Origin of the sequence: Streptomyces sp. NBC_00461 (assembly GCF_036013935.1) — a bacterium.
Taxonomy (GTDB): Bacteria; Actinomycetota; Actinomycetes; order Streptomycetales; family Streptomycetaceae; genus Streptomyces.
On the sequence record NZ_CP107902.1, the window covers coordinates 65431 to 89638 of the forward strand.

At 69.9% G+C, this 24208-nt stretch carries 21 protein-coding genes and 1 pseudogene; 6 read left to right on the forward strand and 16 right to left on the reverse strand.

Annotation, left to right across the window (positions count from 1 at the left end; all coding sequences use genetic code 11):
• Positions 1-9: 9 nt before the first annotated feature.
• Positions 10-444: pseudogene (locus OG870_RS00320) on the reverse strand (DUF4158 domain-containing protein); the annotation flags it as partial.
• A gap of 167 nt (positions 445-611) precedes the next feature.
• On the opposite strand from OG870_RS00320, the gene OG870_RS00325 reads away from it, so the two are divergent.
• The 3 genes from OG870_RS00325 (at position 612) to OG870_RS00335 (ending at position 3126) form a co-directional block, all read left to right on the forward strand.
• On the forward strand, positions 612-1304 hold the full coding sequence (locus OG870_RS00325) for an SDR family oxidoreductase (protein WP_266593296.1): 693 nt from the start codon (positions 612-614) through the stop codon (positions 1302-1304).
• 258 nt (positions 1305-1562) lie between these two features.
• The gene (locus OG870_RS00330) at positions 1563-1904 is read left to right on the forward strand and encodes a YciI family protein (protein WP_266593294.1); all 342 of its coding nucleotides are present in this window, start codon (positions 1563-1565) and stop codon (positions 1902-1904) included.
• Positions 1888-3126, forward strand: coding sequence for an RNA polymerase sigma factor (locus OG870_RS00335; RefSeq protein WP_323179509.1), 1239 nt, complete (start codon positions 1888-1890; stop codon positions 3124-3126). Before OG870_RS00330 ends, OG870_RS00335 begins: the two co-directional genes overlap by 17 nt.
• An 87-nt stretch (positions 3127-3213) precedes the next feature.
• Here the strand turns inward: OG870_RS00335 and OG870_RS00340 are convergent, their stop codons facing one another.
• The 4 genes from OG870_RS00340 to OG870_RS00355 all read right to left on the reverse strand — a co-directional run bounded on the left by OG870_RS00340 (position 3214) and on the right by OG870_RS00355 (position 6469).
• Positions 3214-4707 (reverse strand): UvrD-helicase domain-containing protein, encoded by a 1494-nt coding sequence (locus OG870_RS00340; protein WP_266593292.1) that lies wholly within the window; start codon positions 4705-4707, stop codon positions 3214-3216.
• On the reverse strand, positions 4704-5180 hold the full coding sequence (locus OG870_RS00345; protein WP_266593290.1) for a hypothetical protein: 477 nt from the start codon (positions 5178-5180) through the stop codon (positions 4704-4706). The genes OG870_RS00340 and OG870_RS00345 overlap by 4 nt, the downstream gene beginning before the upstream one ends.
• A gap of 3 nt (positions 5181-5183) precedes the next feature.
• Positions 5184-6035 (reverse strand): DUF6083 domain-containing protein, encoded by an 852-nt coding sequence (locus OG870_RS00350; protein WP_266593288.1) that lies wholly within the window; start codon positions 6033-6035, stop codon positions 5184-5186.
• A gap of 170 nt (positions 6036-6205) precedes the next feature.
• Entirely contained in the window at positions 6206-6469 is a 264-nt protein-coding gene (locus tag OG870_RS00355; protein ID WP_266593286.1) for a helix-turn-helix transcriptional regulator, read from the reverse strand.
• A 180-nt stretch (positions 6470-6649) separates the two neighbouring features.
• Here OG870_RS00355 and OG870_RS00360 point away from each other — a divergent pair, with 180 nt between their 5' ends.
• Positions 6650-7714 (forward strand): hypothetical protein, encoded by a 1065-nt coding sequence (locus OG870_RS00360; protein WP_266593284.1) that lies wholly within the window; start codon positions 6650-6652, stop codon positions 7712-7714.
• A gap of 203 nt (positions 7715-7917) precedes the next feature.
• A complete protein-coding gene (locus tag OG870_RS00365; RefSeq protein ID WP_266593282.1) occupies positions 7918-8580 on the forward strand; it encodes a hypothetical protein in 663 nt (220 codons plus the stop codon).
• A gap of 233 nt (positions 8581-8813) precedes the next feature.
• On the opposite strand, the gene OG870_RS00370 is transcribed toward OG870_RS00365, so the two are convergent.
• Entirely contained in the window at positions 8814-10184 is a 1371-nt protein-coding gene (locus tag OG870_RS00370; protein WP_266593280.1) for a Fic family protein, read from the reverse strand.
• A 485-nt stretch (positions 10185-10669) separates the two neighbouring features.
• Here OG870_RS00370 and OG870_RS00375 point away from each other — a divergent pair, with 485 nt between their 5' ends.
• The gene (locus OG870_RS00375; RefSeq protein ID WP_266593278.1) at positions 10670-12091 is read left to right on the forward strand and encodes a hypothetical protein; all 1422 of its coding nucleotides are present in this window, start codon (positions 10670-10672) and stop codon (positions 12089-12091) included.
• A gap of 133 nt (positions 12092-12224) precedes the next feature.
• Here OG870_RS00375 and tpg read toward each other — a convergent pair whose 3' ends face one another.
• The 10 genes from tpg to OG870_RS00425 all read right to left on the reverse strand — a co-directional run bounded on the left by tpg (position 12225) and on the right by OG870_RS00425 (position 24039).
• The gene (gene tpg / locus OG870_RS00380; protein WP_266593276.1) at positions 12225-12779 is read right to left on the reverse strand and encodes a telomere-protecting terminal protein Tpg; all 555 of its coding nucleotides are present in this window, start codon (positions 12777-12779) and stop codon (positions 12225-12227) included.
• 6 nt (positions 12780-12785) lie between these two features.
• Entirely contained in the window at positions 12786-14834 is a 2049-nt protein-coding gene (gene tap / locus OG870_RS00385; protein ID WP_323179503.1) for a telomere-associated protein Tap, read from the reverse strand.
• Positions 14835-14850: 16 nt separating this feature from the next.
• Entirely contained in the window at positions 14851-15237 is a 387-nt protein-coding gene (locus OG870_RS00390; protein ID WP_266593270.1) for a hypothetical protein, read from the reverse strand.
• A gap of 65 nt (positions 15238-15302) precedes the next feature.
• Entirely contained in the window at positions 15303-15875 is a 573-nt protein-coding gene (locus OG870_RS00395) for a hypothetical protein (protein ID WP_266593268.1), read from the reverse strand.
• A gap of 513 nt (positions 15876-16388) precedes the next feature.
• A complete protein-coding gene (locus OG870_RS00400) occupies positions 16389-17174 on the reverse strand; it encodes a hypothetical protein (RefSeq protein WP_266593266.1) in 786 nt (261 codons plus the stop codon).
• Positions 17171-18601 carry a hypothetical protein gene (locus tag OG870_RS00405; protein WP_266593264.1) on the reverse strand — a complete coding sequence of 477 codons (1431 nt, stop codon included), beginning with the start codon at positions 18599-18601 and terminating at the stop codon, positions 17171-17173. Before OG870_RS00405 ends, OG870_RS00400 begins: the two co-directional genes overlap by 4 nt.
• A complete protein-coding gene (locus tag OG870_RS00410) occupies positions 18598-19416 on the reverse strand; it encodes an ATP-binding protein (RefSeq protein WP_266593262.1) in 819 nt (272 codons plus the stop codon). The genes OG870_RS00405 and OG870_RS00410 overlap by 4 nt, the downstream gene beginning before the upstream one ends.
• On the reverse strand, positions 19410-20237 hold the full coding sequence (locus OG870_RS00415) for an ATP-binding protein (RefSeq protein WP_266593260.1): 828 nt from the start codon (positions 20235-20237) through the stop codon (positions 19410-19412). The genes OG870_RS00410 and OG870_RS00415 overlap by 7 nt, the downstream gene beginning before the upstream one ends.
• Entirely contained in the window at positions 20234-21799 is a 1566-nt protein-coding gene (locus OG870_RS00420) for a Mu transposase C-terminal domain-containing protein (RefSeq protein ID WP_266593258.1), read from the reverse strand. The genes OG870_RS00415 and OG870_RS00420 overlap by 4 nt, the downstream gene beginning before the upstream one ends.
• A 1499-nt stretch (positions 21800-23298) precedes the next feature.
• Complete coding sequence (locus OG870_RS00425; protein WP_266593256.1) at positions 23299-24039, reverse strand: HNH endonuclease; 741 nt, start codon at positions 24037-24039, stop codon at positions 23299-23301.
• Positions 24040-24208 lie beyond the last annotated feature (169 nt).

Genomic DNA, 24208 nt, shown 5'->3' on the forward strand with positions numbered 1-24208 from the left:
CCTGGAAACTCAACTGCGCGGAGACATGGTCTGCGCCCTGGCTGTATGACGCCGTGCGCTGGGCACCGTGACCGGCATTCGGAGTTCGAGCTGTTTGTCCATGTTGAGGCGGAATGTGCCGTACGGGTTGATGTTCGACCAGAACAGCGCCGGCCGGAAACCCAGCGCCTCGCGGATCTGCTTCCGGTGCCGCTTCGCGCCCGCCAGGTCGTACTTCGCGAGTTCGGCCACCGACACCCTGACCAGACCGGCGACGTACTCGACAGCAGGCTGCGGGAACTCCTCGATGAACTCCGGGAACCGGCCCTCGATCTCGAAGAACTTGAGCATCAGGCAGAAGCCGAGCCGGGTCGGACCGGACTTGTTGGCCACCAGGCCCCAATCGCCATCCACCAGCGTCCAGCACGCCACCACGTCTTCCGGCGACCACTCCTGTCGCACACCCGTCCCCTGCCGTCGGCCCTTCGGACACTCATCCGATCAGCCCAACGAGGCGCCCCCGCAGCAGGAAACGGCAGACCCAAGCCTTACCGCACCTACCGGCGGGTTACTTGTTCCCTGGTGTCTGAGCTAGGACTACAGGGCCGGGCCAGGAGGGCTGGACGGTCTACGTGACGGCCCGTTCGACCAGCCGGGCGGCGTCACCTGAGGCCGGTACGGTGGAGGCGACGGCCGGGGAGGTGCAGGCGGCGGGCGGTCAGGGGATCCCCGTGGTCTGCGACCACGGGGACGACGCCGCGGTGGCGGCGGTCGCCGAGCGCATCACGGCCGAGCAGGGACGCTTGGACCTGCTGATCAACAACGTCTGGGCCGGGTACGAGCGGCTTAACGCGGGGGCCTGGGAGGAGTGGAACGCCCCGCTGTGGCAGCAGCCGCTGGAGCTGTTCGACGCCATGTTCACGCACGGGGTACGCGCCCACTACGTGGCGACCTCGCTGTGCGCGCCCCTGCTGATGAAGACGCCGGGCAGTCTGGTGGTGACGGTCTCGTTCGCCGTGCCCGAGGGCGAGCAGCACGCCTACGGCATGGCCAAGGCCGCCGACGACCGGCTGGCTGGCTGTGGCCGCCGCCGCGCAGCTGCGCCCGCACGGCGTCACCTCGGTGGCCCTGCACCCCGGGCTGGGGCGCACCGCGGCGTGATGCGGTTTGCGGAGCACCTGGATCTCAGTGCGTCCCAGTCACCTGAGGGCGTGGGTCGCGCCGTCGTTGCCCTGACCGCGGACAACGAGCGCCAGGCGCTGACCGGCCAAGCTCTGGGTGTGGCCGCGCTGGCCGACCGCTACCGGATCGACGTGCACAGCTGACCGCGCCCCGACCTGGCGCCCGCGCGCCGGCGGGCGCGACGAGAACGTCGTATGCGGGTCCGCTCGGGGGCGTATGCAGGCACACGATCGCCGCTGCCGCCTTCCGCGCCAGGGCGTTGGACTGTCATCGCCGGCGGTTTGTTGGGGGATCCGGTGGTCACCGTGGCGCTGCTGCCGGATTCGGGAGAGGGACCTGTCCTTTCGGCGCCGCCTTGTTCGTCGTGGTGGTACAGAGACATCACGAGCAAGGAGGAAGCCATGAAGTACGTGTTGCTGCTGACCCGGGGCGCCTGGCAGGAGGACGGCCCTGAGGAGGAGCGCGGTGAGGTGTTCGGCCGTATCGGGGAGTGGATCGGCAAACACTTCGCCGACGGCACCATCGTGGAGGCGCAGCAGCTGCGCGAGCCGGACACCGCCACCACCGTGGTGCTGGAGGACGGCCGCTCCACCCTGATCGACCGCCCGCTGCTGGAGGCCAAGGAGGCGATCGGCGGCTACGCGGTCGTCGACGTGCCTGACCTGGACGCCGCCCTGGAGCTCGCCGCGAGCTTCCCGATGCCCGACGGCAAGGTGGAGGTGCGCCCTGTCGTCGAGCGCTGACCCGCGCCACGGCGCCGCCGCGCGGTCGCTGCTCGAGCGGGTCTTCCGCGAGGAGGCGGGCCGGCTGACCGCCAGCCTGGTCCGCCTCCTGGGCGACTTCGACCTGGCCGAGGAGATGGTCGCCGAGGCCGTCGTGGAGGCGCTGCAGCGCTGGCCGGCTACCGGGCCGCCCGAGCGGCCCGGCGCCTGGCTGCTGACCACGGCCCGCAACAAGGCGCTCGACCGCATCCGCCGCGAGGGCCGCTACCGCGACAAGCTCGAACAGCTCGCCGCCCTGCCCGCCTCGGCCGAGCGCGAACCCGACGACCGGCTGCGGCTGATCTTCACCTGCTGCCACCCCGCGCTCGGTGCCGACGCCCAGGTCGCCCTCACGCTGCGCGCCGTGGCGGGACTGACCACCGCCGAGATCGCCCGGGCCTTCCTGCTGCCCGAGGCCACCCTCGCCAAGCGCCTGACCCGCGCCAAGCAGAAGATCGCCAAGGCCGGCATCCCGTACCGCGCCCCGGAGCCCGCCGAGCTCAAAAGCCGCCTGGAGCAGGTGCTGCGGGTGATCTACCTCGTCTTCAACGAGGGCTGCTTCACCACCGCAGGCGACACAGGGGTGCGCCGGGAACTGGTCGACGACGCCGAGTGGCTCGCCGGCCTGCTGGCCCAGTCCCTGCCCTCCGAGCCCGAACCCCTGGGTCTGCTCGCGCTGATCCGCCTGCACGCCGCCCGCTGGCCGGCGCGTCTCGACGACCGAGGCAGCCTCGTGCCGCTCGCCGAGCAGGACCGCTCCCGGTGGAACACCCGCCGCATCCGCAGCGCCGTCACCCTGATCGAGTGGGCCGCCGCGCTGCGCCGCCCCGGCCCGTACCAGATCGAGGCCGCCATCGCCGCCGTCCACTGCGAAGCCCCCAGCTGGCCGGCGACCGACTGGCCCCAGCTCCTGCAGCTGTACGACATGCTGCTCACGGTCGACCCGTCCCCGGTCGTCCGCCTGAACCGGGCCGTCGTCGTCAGCCACACCGGACCGGACACCGCCCTGGCCCAAGTCGACGCACTGGCCGACCAGTTGGGCCGCTACCACCTCTTCCACGCCACACGGGCCGCGCTCCTGCGCGCCCTGGGCCGCACCGACGACGCCCGCCAGGCCGACGCACAGGCCCTCCGGCTCACCAGCAACCCCGCCGAACAATCCCTGCTCACTGCTCGCCTGCACGGCGCCGAAAGCCCCGGATAACGAGCCGAGGAAGATCACAACGGATCCTCCCCTCGCGCCCTGGAGCCAAGTGCCGGCCGGATGACCACAGGAGTGGGAGCTTCGACTTCAGTTGCAGGAACTCCGTCCGCAGGATGCGGGAGATGGCATGCCGTGTGGATGGTCGTGGATCCAGGACAGGCCTCCGAGGTCGAGGTGGGAGCGGGTGCGGGTGACGGCGACATAGGCGAGGCGGGCCTCGCTGTCGTCGATGGGTGCGGGTGCGGCCTGGCGCACATCGGTGTCCTGGTCGGGGTCCTGGGGCGGGGTGAAGTCGTCGGCGATCTTCACGCGGGGCCATTCGCGGCCTTTGGCCTTGTGGGTGGTCGAGACGGTGACCTGGGCATGCTGTTCGGGCGCGAGGCAGGCGACGGCGGCGAGGATGGCGTCGGTGCCGTGGGTGTCGACGAGGTCGAGAAGCGGCTGCAGGTCGCGGCCGGCGGGGTCGTAGGCGGCGTAGTCCTGCAGTTCGCCCCAGGAGGGGAACAGGACGAGTTCGGGGTGAGTGGTGCGGCGGCCTTCCTTCAGATCGCGGGCGGCGAGGGCCAGGGCGCGCAGGCTGTCTCCGCCTCCGACCAGGGCGACCCGGCATCCGGTGGTCATCAGGCTCATGACGTGGGCCATGGCGCCGACGTTGGTGCGGCACAGCACCGCGTCGGGCCGAGTGAGGGGGCCGAGTTCGGTGGGCACGGTCTCGGTACCAGTCAGCCGGAGGGGGGCGTCGGCGATGGCCAGCCACCGATTGGCCTCCTCGGCGAGGTGAGGGCCGAAGCGGAAGGACTTCGACAGGGCGAGCTGGGTGCCGTCGAAACCGGTCATGACGTCCTTGGCGCCCCGCCAGTGGTAGATGGCCTGGGCGGAGTCGCCGACCATGACGAGCTGGGCGTGGTCGCGCTGGCTGAGGAAGATGTGTTCGACGACGGGGTTGGTGTCCTGGGCTTCGTCCAGCAGCAGGAAGTCGGCGTCGATCCTGGGCTGGGTGAGGGCCCACATTTTCAGGTAGTGGTCGTGGTCGAAGCGGACCGCGCCGTCGTCCAGGTGGTGCAGGTCGGCCCAGGCTTTGCGGGCGAAGGGCACGATGTGGGCGGCGAGTTGGGCGTGGAGGTCGGTCTCTTCCAGGCCGCGCAGGCGGGGTACGTGGTGGCGGGTGATGGCTTCGTCCGCGGTGTGGCAGAAGCGGGCGACGGTGCGCAGCAGGGTGTGGGAGAGGGCTCGTTGGGAGATCTCGCGTTCTGCGATGCGGAGGGCTTTGGTCAGGCCGAGGGCCTGTCCGGTCTGCCAGGCCGGGCGGCGGGGTGCGTTCAGGCGCTGGGTGTAGCGGTGGCCGATGGCGGCGTAGGCCAGGGCGTGGGCGGTTTTGCACTGGACGGTGGTGGGGAAGCGGGTGCGGGCGTCCTGGGCGATGGCCCGGTTGAAGGCGAGGTAGCGGCCGCGGCGGGTGGTGGTGCGGGCGAGGAGGGCGAGGGTGGTGGTCTTGCCGGTGCCGGCGCCGGCCTGCAGGGCCAGGTGGTCGCCGGCCTGGAAGGCGTCGGCGGCTGCCGTCTGTTCGTCGGTGGGGTTCACGGGGTGGGCCTCTCGGACAGCCGGGTGAGCGCGTGCCCGACGGCGGAGATCAGGTAGGCGGGGGTGGTGTGGGCCAGCAGCTGGCCAACTGCCCTGTCGAGGCGGTCCATTTCCTGGTCGGCGTGTTGGGCCAGGGCCCGGCGCAGGGCCAGTTCCAGGAAGTGTTCGGGGGTCTGCTGGGCGCGGCGGGCGGCGGCGGTGAGGGCGGCGTGCGCGGCGGGCGGGAAGGCGACGTTGAGCAGCACCTTGTGCTCGGTGTCCGGGTAGTGCGTGGTGATCACGTCGATGGGCAGTCGTTCCCCGAGCCGGTGGCGCAGTCGGCGGGCGGCCCGGTGGGGGGTCTTGGCCGGGATGAGGGCCATCAGGCGGGTGGCGTCGTGGTTGGCGGCGAGCGGCAGCACGCGGGCGGCGCGGTGCAGGGCCGCCGGGGGCAGGGGGCGGGTCAGCACGATTTCCAGTGCGTGGTGCGGCATGGGTCAGCCCCTTCGGTGCGGGCGGGCCGGGGGCGGCAGGTGGGTGTGGATGTGCGCCGCGTGCAGGAGGGGGTCGAAGGGCTGCCAGCCGGCCAGGGCGAGGTCGGCGGCGCCGGGGGCGGTGGCGTGTGCCGGGAAACGCTGGGTGCGCCAGCGCAGCTGTTCGCCGTACGAGAGGTGGCCCAGGTCGTAGACGGCCATCAGAGCGTCGGGGAGGGCAAGTTGGCCGTGTCGGGCGGTGGCGGGCAGTAGTTTCCACACCCCGGCCGGGCTCGCGAGGATGGGGTTGGGGCAGCGGTGACGGTGGCGGGTCTGGGCCACGCAGCGCGGGTCCTCGAGCCGCTGCTGGGCGAGGTAGCGGCACAGCAGCAGCTGGACGACGGGGCGGCCGAGGCCGCCGGTGCGGGAGGCGGGCTGCGGGGCGGCGGGTGAGGCGGGGATGAGGCCTCCGGTGTCGATCAGGCGGCGGGTGCGGACGGCGAGTTGGCGGCGGATCGCCTCGAGGCGGGGGCCGGCCTGGCAGGTCGGGGTGCGGTGGGGGCAGAGCACGGCATGCGGGATGCGGCACCAGGCGCTGTTGTCGCCGTGCGGGTAGGCGATGCCGCCGCTGAGGTGCCAGCGGCAGGATTCGGGGACGTCGGCGGCGGCCAGTTCCGCGGGGTGCAGGGCGATGGGCCGCTGGTCGGGGCGCTGGTAGAGGTCGATGCGGTGGCCGCAGTGGCGGCAGCGGCCGGTTTGGCCGGCGCGCAGCAGGCGGCTGGGGCTGGTGGTCGTCACCCGGAGCGGGCGGGGGCGGTGGGCGGCGCGGGGGCTGCCGTCCCGGTGACGGCCGTCGGGGGCGGGTGTGGGGCACATGGCCCGGACCGTGCCAGGCGACACGCAGGCGTGAGCAACGTGTCGGGGGTATGTCCCCCGGCCAGCCCAACAAGCCCGCACACATGAGCGTTACTGCGGATGGTTGTTCTATGCCTGAGTGCTCGATCGGGTGATTTGTTGCGTGGTGCGCGCCGGGACGGAGCGGGGGTTCAGGAAGCGGCCGTGCCGGGCGGGGTGTGGTCGTCGCACAGGGTGCCCAGGAAGTGCTCGATGGGCACGTCGAAGGTGTGGGCGAGGGTGTGCCAGGTGGTGACGCTGCCGGTGGTGCGGCCGTGTTCGAGGTCGATGAGGGTGCGCCGGGCCAGACCGCTGCGGTCGGCGAGTTCGTCGAAGGTCCAACCGCGTTCGGCCCGCAGGCGCGCGAGCACGACGCGCAGCGCAGTGAGGTCGGGGTCGGGCGGCAAGATCGTCACCTGACCATCCGACGGTGCAGACCCCTGCCCCGTCAGTGCGGGTTTCTGCACTTTCGTCGAGGGTGGAGGGACGGTGATATCCACGGTGCAGCAATCTGCACTACGGTGCGTCCGTCCCGGCCCCCGTGCGACCGGGGCACCGACCACCGCGGCGCGGACAGACGGGAGGACAAGCAGCCGATGAGGCTTGCCGGCGCGCATGCCGCAGTGCGGCGCATCTGGACCGTGGAGCTGCGTCCGCACGCGGGCGGTCCCACGCTTGTCTGCCCCTCCTGCACCGCCCACACTTCTCCCCTCACCGCTTCCTCCGCGCGCTCCGCCGCCCTGGCGCACTTGGCCTGCCATGCCCGCGCGGATGCGTTGCCGGCGTATCTGCGCAGCTGCCAGTGCCGGGTGCAGGGCTGTGTATGGCATCCGCGGCGCCGCGGATGCGCCGGGCCGGTACTGCTGGCCCTGACCCTCGAGGGCAGCGGTCGCGCCTGGCGGCTGGCCGACACCTGCGCCGCCTGCGCGGCGGCCACCAGCCATACCGCGGTGGTGCCGGACACACTGTTGAGCCCCTCCCGGCCGCACGACGCCGCCCGCACGCCGTCTGCCGAACACACCGGGCCGTCCGCGCAGGCCGACGAGCGGGTGCGCGTGCGGGAGATGCTCACCTACCTCGGCGCCGCGCTGCCCCGGTTCACCTCTCCCGCCGCCCGGCTGCTGGGCCTGCAGTGCGCCCTGCGCGCCGACACCCGCGGCCACGTCCGGCTGCCGACCGGCCTGCTGCGCGGCATGCGCCTGCGCGGACATCGGGAGCTGTGGCAGGAACTGGCCCACGCCGGCTGGCTGCAGCCGCCGGATGCAAGGTCGCTGCCCGTGCGGGCGCGGCTGCTTGATGCCGCGGTCCTCGACCAGGCGCCGGGCCGCCGCGCCCGCCGCCGCGCCGCCCACTGGGCGCTGCACCCCGCCCCGTTGGCCCTGCCGGCCGCACCGCCCGCCCTGCGGCTGACCGTCCTCGTGCTGGCCGCGCACACCGTGGCCGACACCCACCACGGCACCGACATGGATGTCCTCGCCCGCCTGTGCGGACACTCCCCGCAGCAGACCGGGGAACTCCTCGACCGGCTGGTGACCACCCGCACGCTGGCAGCCTGGCAGCACAACCGGGAGAGCGACGAAGTGTTCTGGCAACTGCCCCAGCCCCGTACACGAACCCGCCCAGCAGCACCGTCCTGCAGATGCCAGGCGCCACTGCCTTGAGGCCGGCCACGGGCCGAGAAAGGCCGCCTGCGCGGGAACAACCGGCTCCGCCGGTCCGTACCATCACTACGCCAAGGCACATGCTGCAGTGATGGCGTCCGCTCTGCGGCACCGTTCGGCACTGGCCGACAGGACGCTGCCCCCGTCAGGAGCGGCCCGCAGACGCCGCCCTCACGGCCGCACACGAGGAAAGGTCAAGCGCCATGTCCGAGAGCACGACCAGCACCACGGAACTGACATCGCAGTACATCGCCCGGGTGACCGACGACCTCGAACACAATCTCAAGGAACAGGAACGCGTCAGTGCGGAAATCACCGCCCTGCAACAACAGTTGACCGCCCTGCAGCAGGACCACACCGTGCTGGTGAACATGCAGCAGGCACTCGGCATCACCGAAGCACCAGCAAAGTCGGCGATCACGCCCGAGAGCACCGCAGTGCCCTCTCCCCGGCAGAAAACCAGCGCCGAACCAAGCAGCAGGCGAAGGGCGAGGAAGGCCACGGCCGCGCAGGCAAGCCCGACGGCCAGGAAGCCAGCCGCCAAGAAGCCCGCAGCCAAGACCGCAGACGCTTCCAAGACAACCCAGCCCACCCTTGTGGAACTCATCCGCCGCCACCTCGCCGAGCAGAGCGAACCACGCTCCGCTGCGGAAATCTCCGCCACGCTCGGCCAGGCCCATCCCGAACGCGGAATCAAGACCAAGGTCGTGCGCGTCACTCTCGAAGGACTCGTGGCCAAGAGCCAGGCTCACCGCACCAAGCAAGGCAGCTCAGTCTTCTACACCGCCCCCGACGTACCGGCGCCAACAACTACTTCCCCGACCGAGGCGCAGCCCGAAGACGCTGCTCCTCACTCGCCGGCCTGATGTGGTCGGGTAGCCGGAGCACGATAATTGTCACCATCGGTGCCTACTGACCTGCGGCTTCGGTACGGCGAGGCAGGGCAGTTGTCACCAGGTCGGCACGCTACTTGTCACCAGCAGCGCGGAGGCGGGGCAGTTGTGACCGGCTCCGGTACGCCGCCGCGGTCTGGGCTGCAGGACGGATCCGTACGATCCAGCAACTCAGATGGTCTCAGCAGCGCCTTCTTGTCCAACGGCTAGGAGCCGAGGGAGGCGGTGTTGCGTCGGGTCTCCGCGAGGTGGATGTCGACGTACCGCGTGAGGGTCAACGCGTCCTGCCGCTCATCGGCCTGGAAGGTGACGCGACGCAGCAGGCTGACCCCGTCGAGCGCGACGCCCTCGCGGGCGAGGACAAAGACGAGGGCAAGGAAGGCAGACCGGGCGTTGCCGTCGTCGAAGGGATGGAAGAAACACACGTCGAGATAGGCACGTGCAGCCCGAGCAGTGAGCGGAAGGGACCGCTCGGCGTTCCGCGCGCTCTCAGCCAGACAGGCATCGAGGCGAGCTCGGGTGTCCGGGCCGATGCCGTAACGTTCCCGGCCCCCCTTGGCGAAGGCCGGCAGCTCGCGGAACGGCGGCAACCGCTCTGAGCCCAGGACATGTTGCTGCCAGCGCCGGAGCAGCTCGAAGTCGAGTCGTGCGCCGCGTGCCGCGTCGGCCCGCAGCAGTTCCAGGGCGGCGAGCAGGCCCTCGACGCGGGCGGGGTCGATGGCGCCGTCGAAGGCACGGATGTCCTCCACCGCACCGTCGCGTGACGGAAACACCGGTTCCCCGCCGCCCCCGTCCGGGGCCTCGTGCCAGGGCACGGTCTCGCGCAGCGCGAGCCAGCGCTCAAGGTGGTCCTGCGCGAGCCCGCCCGCTCGTTCGGCGTGGTCCGGCCGCAGCGAGAGCGAGAGTCGCTCGGCGACGTCCTCGACCAGCGCCAGGTCGGGTCCGGTCCAGCTCTCGAACCGCCCGCCGATCGCCTCGTCGACCAGCTTCTCCGCGACGTCGGGCGCGACGTTCCAGCGGCTGAGGAACCAGGTGAGCACCTGACGGCAGTGCCCGTGCCAGCCACTGCCGCAGCCGGTCCGGTCGGTCACCTGCACAATCAGGTTTCGGGCGGCGCGCTCCCACAACATCCGCTGGTCGTCGACCTCGGCCAGGTTCAACGGGTACGCGTCGAACCACCCAGCGAGACTCTCCAGCCACTCGCGCCACTCGCAGAGGGCCGCGACGACGCGGGCGAGCGTCTCCTGCGGAGTGGTGATCGAGTCTCGCGGGCAGCACCAGTTCCCGACGGGTCCTCCGTCGAAGTCCCCTTCGTCGTGCGCCCAGCGCCAGCCCGCGGTCCAGCGGCCGTAGCGCTCGGCGAGGGCGTGCGACATGGCATCTGCCCAGGGCTGCCCCTCGCCCGAACTCCAGGCGCTCATCACCGGGTCGCCCAAGGGTATGTCAGGGCGGCTGGGCACCCTCCGAGCAGGCCCGAGCGACCGCACCACCTGCGGCGCCGACGCGCTGTCGAAGAAGCGACGGGCGGGATCCACATCGCCCCAGGTCAGAAAACCGGGGGCCAGCTCGACAATCACCGCGTAAGCCTGCCACGCCCACCCGCCTGCAGTTCAAGCGGATTACCGACTGAAGTGCTATGGCGCCAGCCGAAGCAGTCGCATTCCGCCTGCCACCCTGGAAGGGCCCGCGCTTCGATCTGGTAACAACAAGCCTGCCTGTCTGACAACCAACGTGCTTCGGCTCATCACAACTGTGGTCGGGTAGCCGGGTCACGTTGCCGTGACCCGGCTACCCGACCACAACGATGTGCCGAAGCCCGATAGTTGTCACCCTCGGCATCCGCTGGCCTGCAGCTTCAGTAGGACAAAGCATGGTCGTTGTCACCGATGCGACGCGCTACCTGTCACCAGCGGCAAGCGAAGCAGGGGCGATGTCACCGCGTTCGGCTTCTGGTGAGCAGGGTGCCGAGCGGCAGCCCTCGGCGATCACGGGCCATATTTCGCGCGCCCTACGCGAACCCCGCCTCCTACGATCACCGGGTACGACTGCTGGAGGGGCGGGAATGCTTGAGGACATCGAGGACGGGACAGCGGCAGCGACGCGGCTCGCGGGTGGTGCGCCGCTTCACAGCACGCTGGATGTCGCCGACCCCGCTGACTGGCTCGCGCTGGACGCAGGAGTGCGTGAGGTGGCCTGGCGCCGCCCGCAGCTCCTGCCGGGGTGGGAGCACTCCGCCCCACTGCCCGCCGACCTGACTCAGCTCGGCGAGCCTCGGCTCGCACTCGCCCTCTGCCACCGCGACGGGCGAATCCGTCAGGAGGCGCTGCGCCAGTCGGTCCGATACCCCGGTCTGCTGCCGTTGGTCGTGATCCGCTGCGCCGATTGGGTCGGCCCAGTGCGCCAGCACGCCCGGCAGTTGCTGCGCGAGGCCCTGAACGTGCACGCTGCCCTCGACCTCGCGCCGCTCATCCTCCGCGTCGGCCGCCGCGACAGGGGTGCCTTCGGCGTCGATGTGCTCGGCCAGATCCTGCGCCAGGCATCCCACGGGCAGCTCGCTGTTCTCTTCGCTGACCCCGACCGCATCGTCCGGCGATTCGCGTACCGGCTGGCCATCGAGGGCCGACTACTCCGTCCCGCCGAGCTGGCCCGCGCGGCCGCCCGGGACCAGGACACCGTGGTCCAGGACCTGTGTGCCACAGCGGCGCTCACGGCTTTGGGGGATGAGGACACCTACGAGGGTGTGCTGCCTCCACTGCTGTCCGCACGCAACCCGCGTACCCGGTCGGCCGGCGTCACCGCACTGAGACGGGCAGGGTGGTCAGAGCAGGCGGAACCGTTTCTCAGCGACCGGTCCGCGCTCGTGCGTGCTTGCGCCCGGTACGTCGTACGACAGCAGGGAGGTGACCCGACGACCTGGTACCGGGAGCGGTGCACGGCACCGGACAACCCCGAGTTGCCGCCCGGTGCGGTCATCGGGCTGGCCGAGTGCGGTAACCGCGCGGACGCCAGGCTGCTGCGACCGCTGCTCGTACACCCGGCGGCCGGGGTGCGGGCACGAGCGGTGGCAGGGCTGCGGGCACTGGACTGCGTGGATGCGAAGCAGTTGTGGCCGCTCCTCGACGACCCTGCCGCCGGAGTCGTCCGCGAGACCGCCGCCGCCCTCCTGCCCTCGGCCAAGGACCTGCCCGCCGACTGGCTATTGGAGCGCATCAGCTCCGAGCGTCCGCGGCACGTCCGCGTCGGTGCGTTCCGGCTGCTCGACGCGTGCGGCGGCATCGTGGCGCTTCGGGCGGCTGTCGGTCTTTTCGAGGACCCCGATGTGAAGCTGCGCACCTGGGCCGCGCAATCAGTGCAGCGCTGGCATCCCTCGCCTGACGGGCCGCGCGGCGACGCGGAGGTGGGTGAACTGCTCGACCGGAGCCGACACCTCTTCAGCGACCACCTGCTGCGCCGGCGCAAGTGGGAAGCCGGGTTGGACAGCTGAGACTGCACCGCGGTCCCGAACTCTGCTCAGCACTCGCCGCCCGGTGGCCCTGGTGACAGCACGCCTGCCTTGGTGACAACTATTGTGCTTTGGCTCAGCAGGCGGGGGCCCTTGGTGGAGGGGGCCGCTCTGCTCAGTAGTCGACGTCGAGGTAGTCGAGGTCGGTGAAGTCCACCAGCAGGCCGTGTGCGCGTCGTCCGCGGTCTTTGAAGTAGATCTCCTGGAGTCCTTCGGTCACGATGTCCTGGAGTTGTTGCTCTGTGGCTCCGGCGGCGTGGGCGTCGAAGAGTCGTGCTGCGTAGGCTGGCGGCAGGCCTTGGGTGATGGGCCTCAGCCGCGGGTCGTCGGTGGTACCGGGGGCGGCGGTGAAGCCGAAGCGTGCCCGGGTGTCGATGACGATGCCGCTGGTCGTGGCGGCCTGTCGTTTCGCCCGGTCGCGGACTCGGGGCTGCCATCGTTTGCGGACTTCGTCAGCGAGCCGTTGGGCGAGGTCGTGGCGAGGCTGCTTGAGCTGTCCTTTGACGTAGCGCTCGACGGTGCGCTGGGTGATGCCCAGCAGGTCAGCCGCGGCCCTGGTGCCCTTGGTTTGTCGGACCAGGAACTGCATCTGTTTCTGGGCCGACTTCGGGATGGGGCGGGTGAAGTGTGCGGCGTCGGCCTGGTCGAGGCTGTCGGCGATGATGCCCATCGGTGCCTACTCCCCTTCGTCCTGGCCGGAGATGATGCCGGTCTTGATGTGCCGGGCGATGTTCACGTCCGGGCCATGTTCTTCCAGCAGGCCTTCGGCCCACAGCACGCTCTGGGTGCCCTCGTGTTTGACCATCCCGGGTGAAACGCCGAGCCGGAAGCCGCCGGGCAGGGGCTTGCCGTCCCGGTAGGGCAGGAAGTTGAGCGGGCTGGGGCCGTCGGAGGCGTACACGGCGCAGTCGGAGAGGACCGCGACCGGGTACAGGTCCGCGTGGGTGGCGAGCTTGAGCATCTTGCGGTGCATGTTGACGCGGGCGTTGGCGATGACGGCGGCGCGGATGTCGGGGCGCCAGGTCGGGCGGGCGAGGGCGGGCCAGGGCTCGCCCGGTCGCCAGCCGCCGCTGCGGGCCCGCTCGCGGAGTTTGCCGATGCCGCCTTTGACGGTGGCCTTGATGGCGCTGAGCACGGCGGCGAGGACGGGGTCGGTGTGCTGGTGGCCGGCCATCGCGGCCAGGTACTGCTCTTCGGGCATGCCGGGGGTGATCCCGAGGTCGGCCATCGTGGCGATGTAGGCGTCGCGCAGCCGGGTGTACCAGGCGTCCAGGTAGGGGCCGTGCTCGTAGCGCAGGTAGGCCTCGAGAGGGGTGATCGTGTAGCCGAGTTCGACGGCGTAGGCGACGGTTGGGGTGGCGTACCAGGCCGGGCCGGTGGGGCGTTCGCCGTGCGGGGTAAACGGGCTGGGCAGGCGCTCGTCGAGGCGGATGTGGGAGAGGTCGACCAGCCAGGAGCCGGGCAGTTTCGTGTCGAAGGCCGGGCGGTGGACGTGGACGGGGGCGGACAGGCCGACGGTCAGCCGGTTGGCGGCCGCGGCGAAGGCCATGTTGACGTCGATGCCGACGACATAGGGCTTCATGCACTCCTCGTCCGTCAGCGGCCTCGCCCACTGGTAGGCCTCTTCGTCCAACACCTGGTCGGGGGTGCGCTGGTGGAAGCGGGGATACAAGGCGGCGACGGCCGGGTGTCCGTCGGGAGCCTCGGGCGGGGCACACTCCACCGCCTCGGTCAGCGAGCCGGGCATCGGGCCGGAGACCCAGTTCCCGGTGACGGGGTCCTTCACCGCGCGGGTAGGCGGGCGCAGCGCGGTCATCAGTTCCAGGCCGGTGACGGCGGTAGAGCCGCAGGGGGTGAGCACACGGGTGGCGTAGGTGCCGAGCAGGCGGGCGAGTTCAGCCGGCTCCAGCTGGTCGGCTGTCCCCCAGGAACGGGCGTCGAGGGCGCCCCAGGGCAGGACGGCGAGCTGCACGCACTGGCGGCGCCCGTCCTGGGCCGGCCGGTAGATACGCGGCCAGGGGCCGAACCCACGGCGCGTCAGCTTCCACTTCGCGCGGGCGAGTTGACGCACCACTGGATGATCGTCGGGCAGGCGCAGGCCCCGGCGGTCCTCCAGCTCCGCGGGCAGGCCGAAGCGGGCAGTTGCCTGAGCGGTGAGGACGATCAGCGGGTCCGAGTCCTTGCCGTGCCGGTGCAGCCTCTCCGCGCCCAGCCCGGACTGACGCAGCACCCAGTCAGCCAGCTGCGGGATCGTGGCCGCGGGGCACTCCAGCAGCACCCCGCCCAGGCAGTAGGCGGTGCCGTCCCCGTCCAGCACCGCCAGCGGCCCGTTGGGAAACCGTGCGTCGGCAGCACGCGTTGGTCCGCTCGATCGAGCAGGACGTGCCGTCGGCGCCGGTGTGTTCTGGGTCGAGGGCACAGAAGGCGGTTTCGGTCGGGCTGCGGGCCGGCTGGAGGGCGAGGGGGCGGGATGGCGCTGAGCAAGCCCCTCGAGCAAATGGCGGTATGCCTCGCGGCGCTCCCCCGTCGGCTCGGACCGGCCGGCCTCCCACCCCTCAATGCTCGGCACCCGCGTACCAAGCGCCTGGGCGATGGCGGCCCGGGTCAGCCCGGCCGCCTCACGCAGTCTTACCCGCTCGGCCGGCAAAGGCAGCACGGTACCGTCGTCGACGGCGGCAAGCAGCGAGTCGACAGCGGCGAACAGTTCCTGCGGCTGGTCCGTCATCTGGGCTTTCCCCTTCTTACCTGACGCCCTGGCGGATCTCTTCGAGGCGGGTCATCAGCCGCTGATAACGCTGCGAAGCAGCCTGCTGCGAGTTCAGCCCCTGATGCTGCGCGATCTGACGCCAGTCCATGTCACGGCGCCTGGCTTCGATGACCACCTGGGACTCCAACCGGTCCAGCTGATGCCGCATGTCTTCGAACAAGCTAAGCGCCGCACCGAGATCATCCGGGGTCACGTCCGCCGCACGGCCGCCGGTTTGCTGGTAGTTGGCGGCAGTCATCAGCAGCCGCCCCAGCAGGACGGCATCGCGTTCCAGGCTGCGCGCCGGACCCCACTGAGCGGTTGGGCCCTCCGCGAGGGCAGACAACCGCCGCCGGGCTTCATCGCGAGCATCATGTGCCATGTGCCCAGCTTACCTCATTGCTCAATGAAACAACGTATTATTGTTTCATTGAGTATGGGTGGTGTTCAGGGGCATACACCGAGCTGCGGGATGCAGTGAAGCGTCCTCATGCCCCCGATCGTGTCGGTCACTTGGTGGTCGCAGTGCTGCAGCAGATGCCTGAGGTCCTCGGGGAGTTCGGCGTGGTGGACCAGGATGAGTGCTACCCGGGTGGTGCGGTGCAGATGGACCAGGTCGGTCCACATGCCCATGTGCATGAGATGGGTGCGCAGCAACGTCACCGTGCGGGCGGCCCGGGTCCGGGCCACGGCGTAGGCAGCCTTGTGCTCACGCTTCCCATGAACCAGTGAGGACCCCTCGGGAGGCGGTGGCCCCTCCCCCAAGGCCTGGCTCAGCTCGTCCCACACCTGTCGCTCACGGTGGGGCTCAGCGGGATGGACCACCAGGTGACCTGCCGCCGGGTTGTAAATCTGCAGGGCAGCACGCGTGAATCCGACGTCATCGCGGCTGTCGACGACCACCCTGACGGGCGGACGCCGCGGAGTACACAGCAGATCCCATGACGGTGGCTCGTGCAGGCCGGGCCCGCACACCAGAAGGTCGACGCTCGTCTCTCCCAGAGCGTTGATGGGATTCATGGCATCTGCCAGCGCCGCTGTGATACGGCTGCCCGGAATGAGCATGTGCGCTGTTCACCGGCATGTGGCACGAGGTCGCTCATGGCGCCCCCGGAGTAAGTCGTGTGACGTGATGCCGCGCTCGATCGGACTTCCATCAGCACCTCGGCTGCTTGCGGGGCACGGGCCCGTCCATCCTCAGGGCGCGGAAGAGGTCTTCGCGCAGGGTGCGTACGAGCGGAAACCGAGCCATGCCCAGATCACTTGCTCGCGTGCGGTGCTGCGGAGCGCGGCGAGTGTCCTGCTGGCGTCGGCGTCTCCATGAAGGCACGTCATACCGCCGGCCTTGATGGCGTCATCGATCGCGGTCTTGGCCGTGCTCGGTGCGGGGGTCGGCACCAGGGCGGGCTTGGTCGGGCCAGCTGCCAGGAGTACTGGCCTCTTTCCAGTCGGCCGGGTACAGAAGTCATGTCAGGGATCCCTGGTGATCGGAGCAGGCTGCCGGCGGCAGGGCCGGGGGCCGCGGGGCGGGTGTCATTGGGTGGCGAGGGCGGCCTGGGCGCCGGTGGGTACCGTGGTGGCGGATTCCGGCGGGTGTTCGGTCATCGGGGAGGCAGTCAGGCCCAGGGCGAACAGCAGGTCGGGGTGGGGGGCTGGCGGGCCGACGGGGGCCAGCAGGCGCCGGTTGATCAGGCGCGGGATCTGAGCGGCCGAGGCGTTAACGGGCAGGCCGAGCACGGTGTGGTGGAGCAGGCGTGCTGCGGCGGTGGCCTCGGTGGGGCTGAGTGCTGCGGCGCAGTGCCCGGCGTGGTGCAGGTTGTCGAGCTGGCGGGAGGTCAGCAGTCCGGGTGTGGCGGCCAGATGGATGGTCGTTTCGGTAGAGATCAAGCGCTGCGGGCTGTTGGGCTGGTCGAGATGGGCCTTGAGAGCTGCGGTGGCTCGTGTCAGGCGTGTGGGTTTCCATTCCAGGGCGGAGGCGAGGTCGTCGGGGTGGACGGGGCCGGTTTCGATGAGGGCGGCGTGCAGAACGGCGGCCTGGGGGGTGAGTTGTGGGTTGTGGCGAGGGCCCGCGCGGGCGGTGCCGGGCTGGCAGAGCAGGGATTCGGGTGAGGTGTTCAGGATGTGGGCCAGGGCGATCATCGCCGCGCTGCTGAGGCTCTGCGGGGTGAGACGGGCTTCCCAGTCGGCGGTGGGGATGCCGGTCAGCGCGGTCAGTTCGTCGTCGGTGAGCCGGCATTGGGATGCCCGCGCCCGTAGGTAGGGCAGGTCGAAGGCTGCCGAATCCAGAAGGTTGGGTGGGTGCGGGAGCGGGTGGGTCACGGGTGTGCTCCGGGTGCTGGGGGCATGGTGGGCGCAATGGCCGGGGCGGGGGTGTTGAGGTGCCAGCAGCGGGCAACGGTGTGCCAGTCCTCTGTGGTGTGGGGGTGGAGGACGGTGGGGATGTGGAGGCTGACGTCGCGGATGAGGTGGTCGAAGCGTTCGGAGGTGCCGAAGCAGTTGGCGAACAGTCCGAGGTGGTCGGCGGTGCGTGGGGTGCGGCGGCGGAATTCCAGGGCCGCGGCCAGGAGCGGGCGGGCGCGGGGCGGGATGGCGTACAGGTGCCGTGGGCCGGGTGGCACGCCGACGTTGATCCGGGAGTCGCGGTCGATGGCCAGGAGAGTGGCGTGCTCGCCGACGCTGGCGAGTTGGGTCATGGACAGCAGTGACTGGCTGGTGCCGGTGAACAGCAGGGCGGCGACGGCGGCGGCGCGCAGCGGGTTGGGCAGCTGGGTGGTGAGGATGTGCGCCACACGCGGAGTGATCGGCACGGTGGTGATGCCGGGGCCGCCGTGCTTGGCGAGGTCGTCGGGCACGTTGAGCAGGAGGGCTTGGCTGAGGAATGCGGCCTGGGCTCCGCGGACGCGGGCCAGGGTGTGCTGGGGACTGGGGCTGAGGACGGTCAGCCGGGCCAGGAACAGGCGCAGGCCTTCCATGTTCCGCCAGGGGGTGGCCCCGTCCGGACCGGCGTCCTCGGCCTGAGGCGTGTCGGGGGGTGGCGGTGGTGGGGGGTGGCGGGCCAGCCAGGTACGGGCGGCGGCATAGCCGGCTCGGTATTGACCGTCGGTGTGGGCGAAGTCGAGGTCGTTCTGGCGGCGCCAGCAGTCGGCGCGGAAGGCGGCGACTCCGCTGCGGGGCAGGCTGGGCAGCGGATAGGCGTGGTCGGACGGGGGCGGGCCGTGGCGTCGGCCGGTGGCAGCCGGGCCGATGGCGTTCAGGATGGTGTCGGTGCCGCGCACGGCGGTGAGGTCGGTCAGGTTGGCGGCGGTGAGGCGTTCGTTGAGGCGCTGTTCGTCGGCCGGGGTGGGTGTGTGGGCGATGAGGATCAGGTGGATACCGGTCTCGGTGCGCCAAGTGGCCAGGCGTTTGAGGCGCTCGGGGGTGAGGCGGTGGGCGCGCAGCACGATGGCTTCCGCAAGGCCCATGTGCAGCGTCCAGCAGGTCACCGCGCGCCAGGCCGGATCGGTGGACATCCGCTCGGCATCGGGGCGGGAGAAGCTGTCGCGGCCCATGGCACGCAGCAGGTCCAGGGCGAGGTAAGCGAGGCTGCTGGTGTGGGGGGTGGGGTCGGTGGTGATGCGGCCGCGGTGGGGGTGCGCACGCTGGTAGGCGGCGGCGTGGATGGTGCGGTCGTCGTGGGTGTCCAGCAGTAGCGTGACGGGCGGCGGCGCCGGCCCTGTGACGAGGTGGGCGGGTGAGGTCACGGTCATGGCTGGCGTGAGGTGTCGATGCGGCGGATGACCTGCCACAGCAGGCCGGAGTCGGGGTGGGTGGCGCCGGCGGCGGCCAGGGCGCGCTGGACGTGGTGGGTCAGCAGGGCCCAGCGGCGCAAGCTGCCGTGGGCGAAGCGGCCGTCCAGCATCCGCAGATGATCCGGTGCAACGGTGTGCCACAGCGGGTGCAGGGCGGGAATGATGCGGGCGAGCTGGTCGCCGGCGATCGTCACAAGGGTCAGCCAGGCCGCGGTGCGGGTGTGCAGCATCTGCTGGGCGCGCAGGGCCCGTTCACCGCCCTGTCCGGCGATCAGGACCACGCAGAGTCCGGCGGGAAGGTCGTCGTGCAGGAAGCGGAGGTATTCGAAGCAGGTGTCGGGCATCCGGTCAGCTTCGTCGACGACCACGATGTGCGGCCCGGCGTCGAGCGCGCGGCGGATGAGGGAGTCGGAGGCCGCCGGGTCGCCGGGCGGTTCGCCTTTCAGCCCGAGGGCGTAGTGCAAGTGAGTGCGCAGGTCAGCCGGTCCTGGCCTGGCGCCCAGGCGCAGCAGGAGGTGCGCCTCGGGAAAGCGGGTAAGGGCGGTGGTGTGAACGGCGAAGGTCTTGCCTACGCCGGCGTCGCCCAGCACGCACAGGAAACGCTGCTGACGGTGGGCATCGGCGAGTGCGCGTTGGACTGCCGTGAGGCCGGGAGTCGCGACGGTGCCTGCCCCGGCCAGACTGAGGAAGTGCAGTTCGCGGGGCGCGGGCTCGTCGGCGAGGGGAAACGGCTGCGTGGCCGCACACCCTTGCGCAGCAGTCTCGGTCAGCATCGGGCCAGGGCCCAGTCGACGATGCGGTCGTCGACCTGCTCGGCGCCGAAGTGCTCCATGCCTTTCAGGACGTGCTTGGTCACCTTGACCCACTCGCGGAAGGAGCCCAGGGTGTACTGGGTGTCGATCCGCTTCAGCAGTGCCTCGTCGACGTCCCGCCACACGGGGTGGGAGTCGGGTACGGCTTTGAGGACCTCGTCCTCGGTCATGGCGAGGATCTCCAGGCGGATGTAGATCCTGGAGGCGAGCGCCGGGTCGCTCTGCAGGGTCTCGTAGGCCTCCCGGCCACCGACGAACATGATGGCGGGCTTGGGGTCGCAGTTGTCCCACAGCTTGCGCAGGAACTCGAAGTTCTCCCGCCGGTACTGCTGGGCCTCGTCGCACACGATCACGTACGGGCGCCGCGGCAGAGTCTCGCGCAGCAGTTTGTCGAACGCGGTGGGGGTACCGGGCATCTTGCAGCTGAGGTTCATCTGGTGGAACAGCTCCTCGCGCAGGTCCTTCGGGCCGGGGCGGGAGCGTGCGAAGTCCAAGGGGAGGATCAGGTCCGGGTTCATTTCCTGGATCGTGGCGCGGGTGCTGAAGCTCTTGCCGAGCCCTGCGTCGCCGTAGATCACGGACATGGCCTTCGACTCGACGGTGTCGATGACGGTGTCCTTGATCTGTAACAGGGTGTCGGTGGCGACCAGGGTGGAGTCCTCGAGGCCGAGGAAGAACTGCGGACGCAGGTCAGGCCGGCGGCGCGGTGCCGTGGCGGGCTGACCCGCGTCCGGCGCAGCGCGGCGTTTGGGCATGTGCTTGCGTTTCGGAGCAGTGGTCATGAGGCGTCGTCCTCCGTTGAAGGAACAGGGGTCTGGCCGGGGCGCCGCCAGGTGGGCGGGAGCGGGGTCAGGGGCTGGTAGGGCTGTACGCGCCGTCGCGGCGGTGTGGATGGGGTGGTGCCCTCCAGTTCGGCGCGTGCCTCCTGTTCCGTCATGCGGAGGGCACGGACGGGGAGTTCGGGCTGAGTGGAGGGCAGGTGGCGTTCCCGCCTGCGATCGGCGGAGCGTTTCAAGGCCTGGCGCAGCACCTCGCTGTGCTCGTCACGGTCGCTGAGGACTGCCTTGCGCATCTCCTCGCTGGCCTCGTTGCTGAGGAAGGCCCGGCCGAGATAGCGGTTGCCACGGAAGGTATAGAGGTCGATCTCGTGGTCGTGGTGGGGCATCCACCGCACGCGCAGTTCCAGACCGATGCGTCCCACCCCCTTCTCCGGCATGTAGTAGCGGTTACGGAACTCCACTCCGTGACTGGTGACCTTGTGGATCTTGTTGTCGCTCTCCAGCATGAACGCGCGCAGTTCTTCCGGGCTGGGCTCGGGCCGGATCTCGGTGGGATCGCTCAGCCACGCTTCAAGCGGTGTCATCCCGGTCCGTTCAAGGACGTGCTGGGTGTTGTGCTCCTCAACCCACTGGCGCAGCTTGTCGACGAACGCCTCGAAGGTCAGGGGCGGGTCCTGGTCGCCGACGCGGCGACGGTGGTCAAGCAGGGGCGCCTTGGTGTAGCGGGGCAGGTCAGCGAAGAACCGGGTCACACCGGTGCCGTTCAGCCGCTCGATCCCGCCCTTGTGGCGGGCGCTGCGCACCTTGTGCATCGGCACACCGAGCAGACCGAAGGTCCGCCGGACTGTCTTGGACATGAAGTCGGAGCCACCGTCGACCCTCACCAGGTGCGGCAGCCCGCCGGCGGGCCCGTACGGGGGTTCACGCAGCACAGAGGCCCGCACGGCCGCCAGGACCGATCCGCGGTGCGCAGAGCCGGCGGTGACCGCCCAGCCCATCACGTTGCTGGTGCCACGGTCCTCGAACCACGTCACCCACACGTTCGACAGCTTCTTGTCGGGCATCATCACGACGGTCGGGGCCTGCTTATGATCCCCTTCCCACACCTGGTTGCGGGCGACCGCCGGGCGCTGGAAGGCGGGATCGAAACCGCGGGCAGCTGGGATGCCTTCCCGCAGCCCGGCCATGAAACCGGGGTCAAGGTCACGGGCGATGGCGTCGTGCAGCGTGGTCAGGCCGATCGGCCTCTCCCCCGCCCTCTTGGCCTCACGCACCAGATGCTCGTGGGCACGCTTGACGTTGCCCCGGTAGTCGGCGAGGACATCGATGATCTCTTCGGTGATCCGGAAACGCCTACGTTCGGGCTTCTCCGGTGAGCCGGACCCTTCCGCCTCGGCCAGCCAGCGCCACGCCTGCCGCAGACTCACGTCCACCGACTCGGCAATGAGCCTCATGTGCGCGGTGGTCAGCTCCCCCGACTCCCGCAGCCTGAGCATCTGACGGACGGCAGCAGGCCTCAGCTCGTCGCGGGGCCGTTCCAGACCCGTCTCCGACTCATCGTCCACGGTGATCACCGTCGGCAGAACCTGTAAGACCAGCAAGTGAATAGCGGCGCAGCGCTCAAGTACAGCCTCCCCCGGCAGAGGTAACAGAGGCGGCACGGTCGGGTGCCGCACAGCGTGGATTGAGGCTAAATGCGGCGTGACCGAATCGGAGGAGGCTGTCACTGGAACGAGTGGGCTCTGGGCCGTTTCGCCTTCACTCAGCGAGAACATGCGCTACTTGATGCTGGCGATATGGCCAGGCCGGTGCAGGCCCGGCCCCCCCAAGGGCGCCCTTCCGGAGTTCTTCCCCGTAGCCTGTACTGCTCTGTATGGAGTGCCGCTCTGCACGTACATGCACCGAACTCGCCAACAGGGAAGCGGGAACGCCCATGGCTATCCGTAGCCCGTGGCCCTGCCTACAGCCGTCGATGCCATATGGGACACCTACGCCCCCTGGTCCTCCACCGGTCCAGGTCATCGTCGACCCCGTGGACGACCCCGCGCTCATGCGTGCGGCTCTGCTGGCCCATGCTCCAGAAGAGGGGCGGATAACCGTTCACCTTGCGCCCTCGCGGTATCCCTCACGCATGCTCTTTCAAGAGATGCTTACCCAACTGGGCAAGAATCCGTATTGGAGATCCAATACCGAGGCCGCTGACACGCTGAGGGGACAGGTTTTTATTTGGATCACCGCATTGGGGATCAGGCATGTCATCTTCTGTCGCGCCCACAACAGTCGGTGGGACCGAGTCTGGGAAGTCCTGCTCGCGCTGCGCCAATCCGCGAACTTGCGTCTTACCGCGCTGTGGCACCGGCCTTGGACCGGCACCCCACATCTGGCCCGCGTGCCACACCGGGTGATCAGGGCCCGGTCCGCAGCGCGGGCGGCCTTGCTGAATACGCCACAACCTCTCTGTCCGACAGAGAGTGGAACATCACTGAAGATGACAGCGGTAAGCCGACCTTTGCCAGAGCCTGTATTCTCCGACGCCCTTCCAGGACACACAGTGCTAAGTGGCCGCATGGATGAGCCGTTGTGTCCAGGCGCCGACACGATCCAGTATTCTCCGTCACGCCCGGACGGCCTGCGGATGCACCCCAGCCCAGAGGTTATCGCTGGCCTGCTACAGATCGCCGACCCCGCAATTGCCGCGATCTTGACGACCGCAACGGTCACCGGCCTTGGTCTACGCGCACTCTCCAACACACGAACTTGCGACGTATCCGTAGTCGGCGACTTGCTCAAGACACATGGAGGCGTAGGCTACGACTTTCACGGGCAGTGCGCACTGCATATGATGCCGCGATGGGCCCAGCCAGTCCTCAGAGCAGGTCGGCTCGAATGCCTCACGTACTACGAACACCCATTCGGTTACGCCAAGAAGCGCGAGAAAATGCTTCAGAACGCCGCCCGCGATATTGGGCTTCCTCTATAGACCGCGTGGTCCCGAACGTCGGCGACCAGCCTTTGTCACCGGCCAGCAGGTCAGCACCACGCAGGTCACGAGCGAGCAGAAGGCTTACCGACGACGACCTCCGAGATCTTCAAGACGGTCAATCTGAATCTTGAGGGCAGCCGTCGCGCGCTCAACCTGCGGGGCCTTTTCCAGCGCGGCGACGAGGTCCCGTGCGGCGTGGGCGAGCGTCGGGGCGGTGTCCGGAAGTTCCCGAAGCCGGAAGGCGGCTGTGTTCAGCAGCTCAACGGTGTCGGGCGAGAGACCGAACCCGTGCACTCGAGGGTCAGCCAGTGACGTGGTGAGCATGCCGAGCAACTCGGCCATCTGGGGCGCGAACCGCCGGAACTCCTCCAGGGCTGGCCCCACTTGGTCAAGGAGGTCAGCCTGCGCCTTCGCGATCGCGTCGGACAGCGCCTCCTCACTCAGGACGCGGGTGTCCTTGAACCGCTGGAGGCTTTCGCCCTCCCGGCGCTGCTTCCAGCTCTCCAGCTCCTCCACCGTGTAGCGGTCGCGGTACTTCCCGTCGATCAGCTTGTGGTGAGGCTCGCAGAGCAGCAGCAGGTTGGCGAAGCTGTTCACGTCTCCCGGCCAGGTCGGATCGGCCCGGGGCCCATTGGCTTCGAATGCGCGGATGTGGGCGATCTGCACATTCGTCATCGGCACCCCGTTGACCTCACGGATCACCGGTGTGGGGCACGGAGGGTCAGGCCAGTAGCAGTACCCGCGGGACAGATCCATCAGCGCCATGATCACAGCGTTGCTGTAGTAACGGCTCGCCATCGCCACCCCCGGTGAGGAATCCAAGGTCCACACCATAGGAGGGCCGCCGGGGCTGTGTGGACGTGCAATCCGGCCACGGCGGCCGGGCCATGCCCAGGCCCCCGAGCGTGAGCCGCCCCCTCTTCCTCACCTGCCGCGCCATCGGGGCCCCAGCGCGCCACACACTGGACAGACCCGGAGCACGGCATCGCAC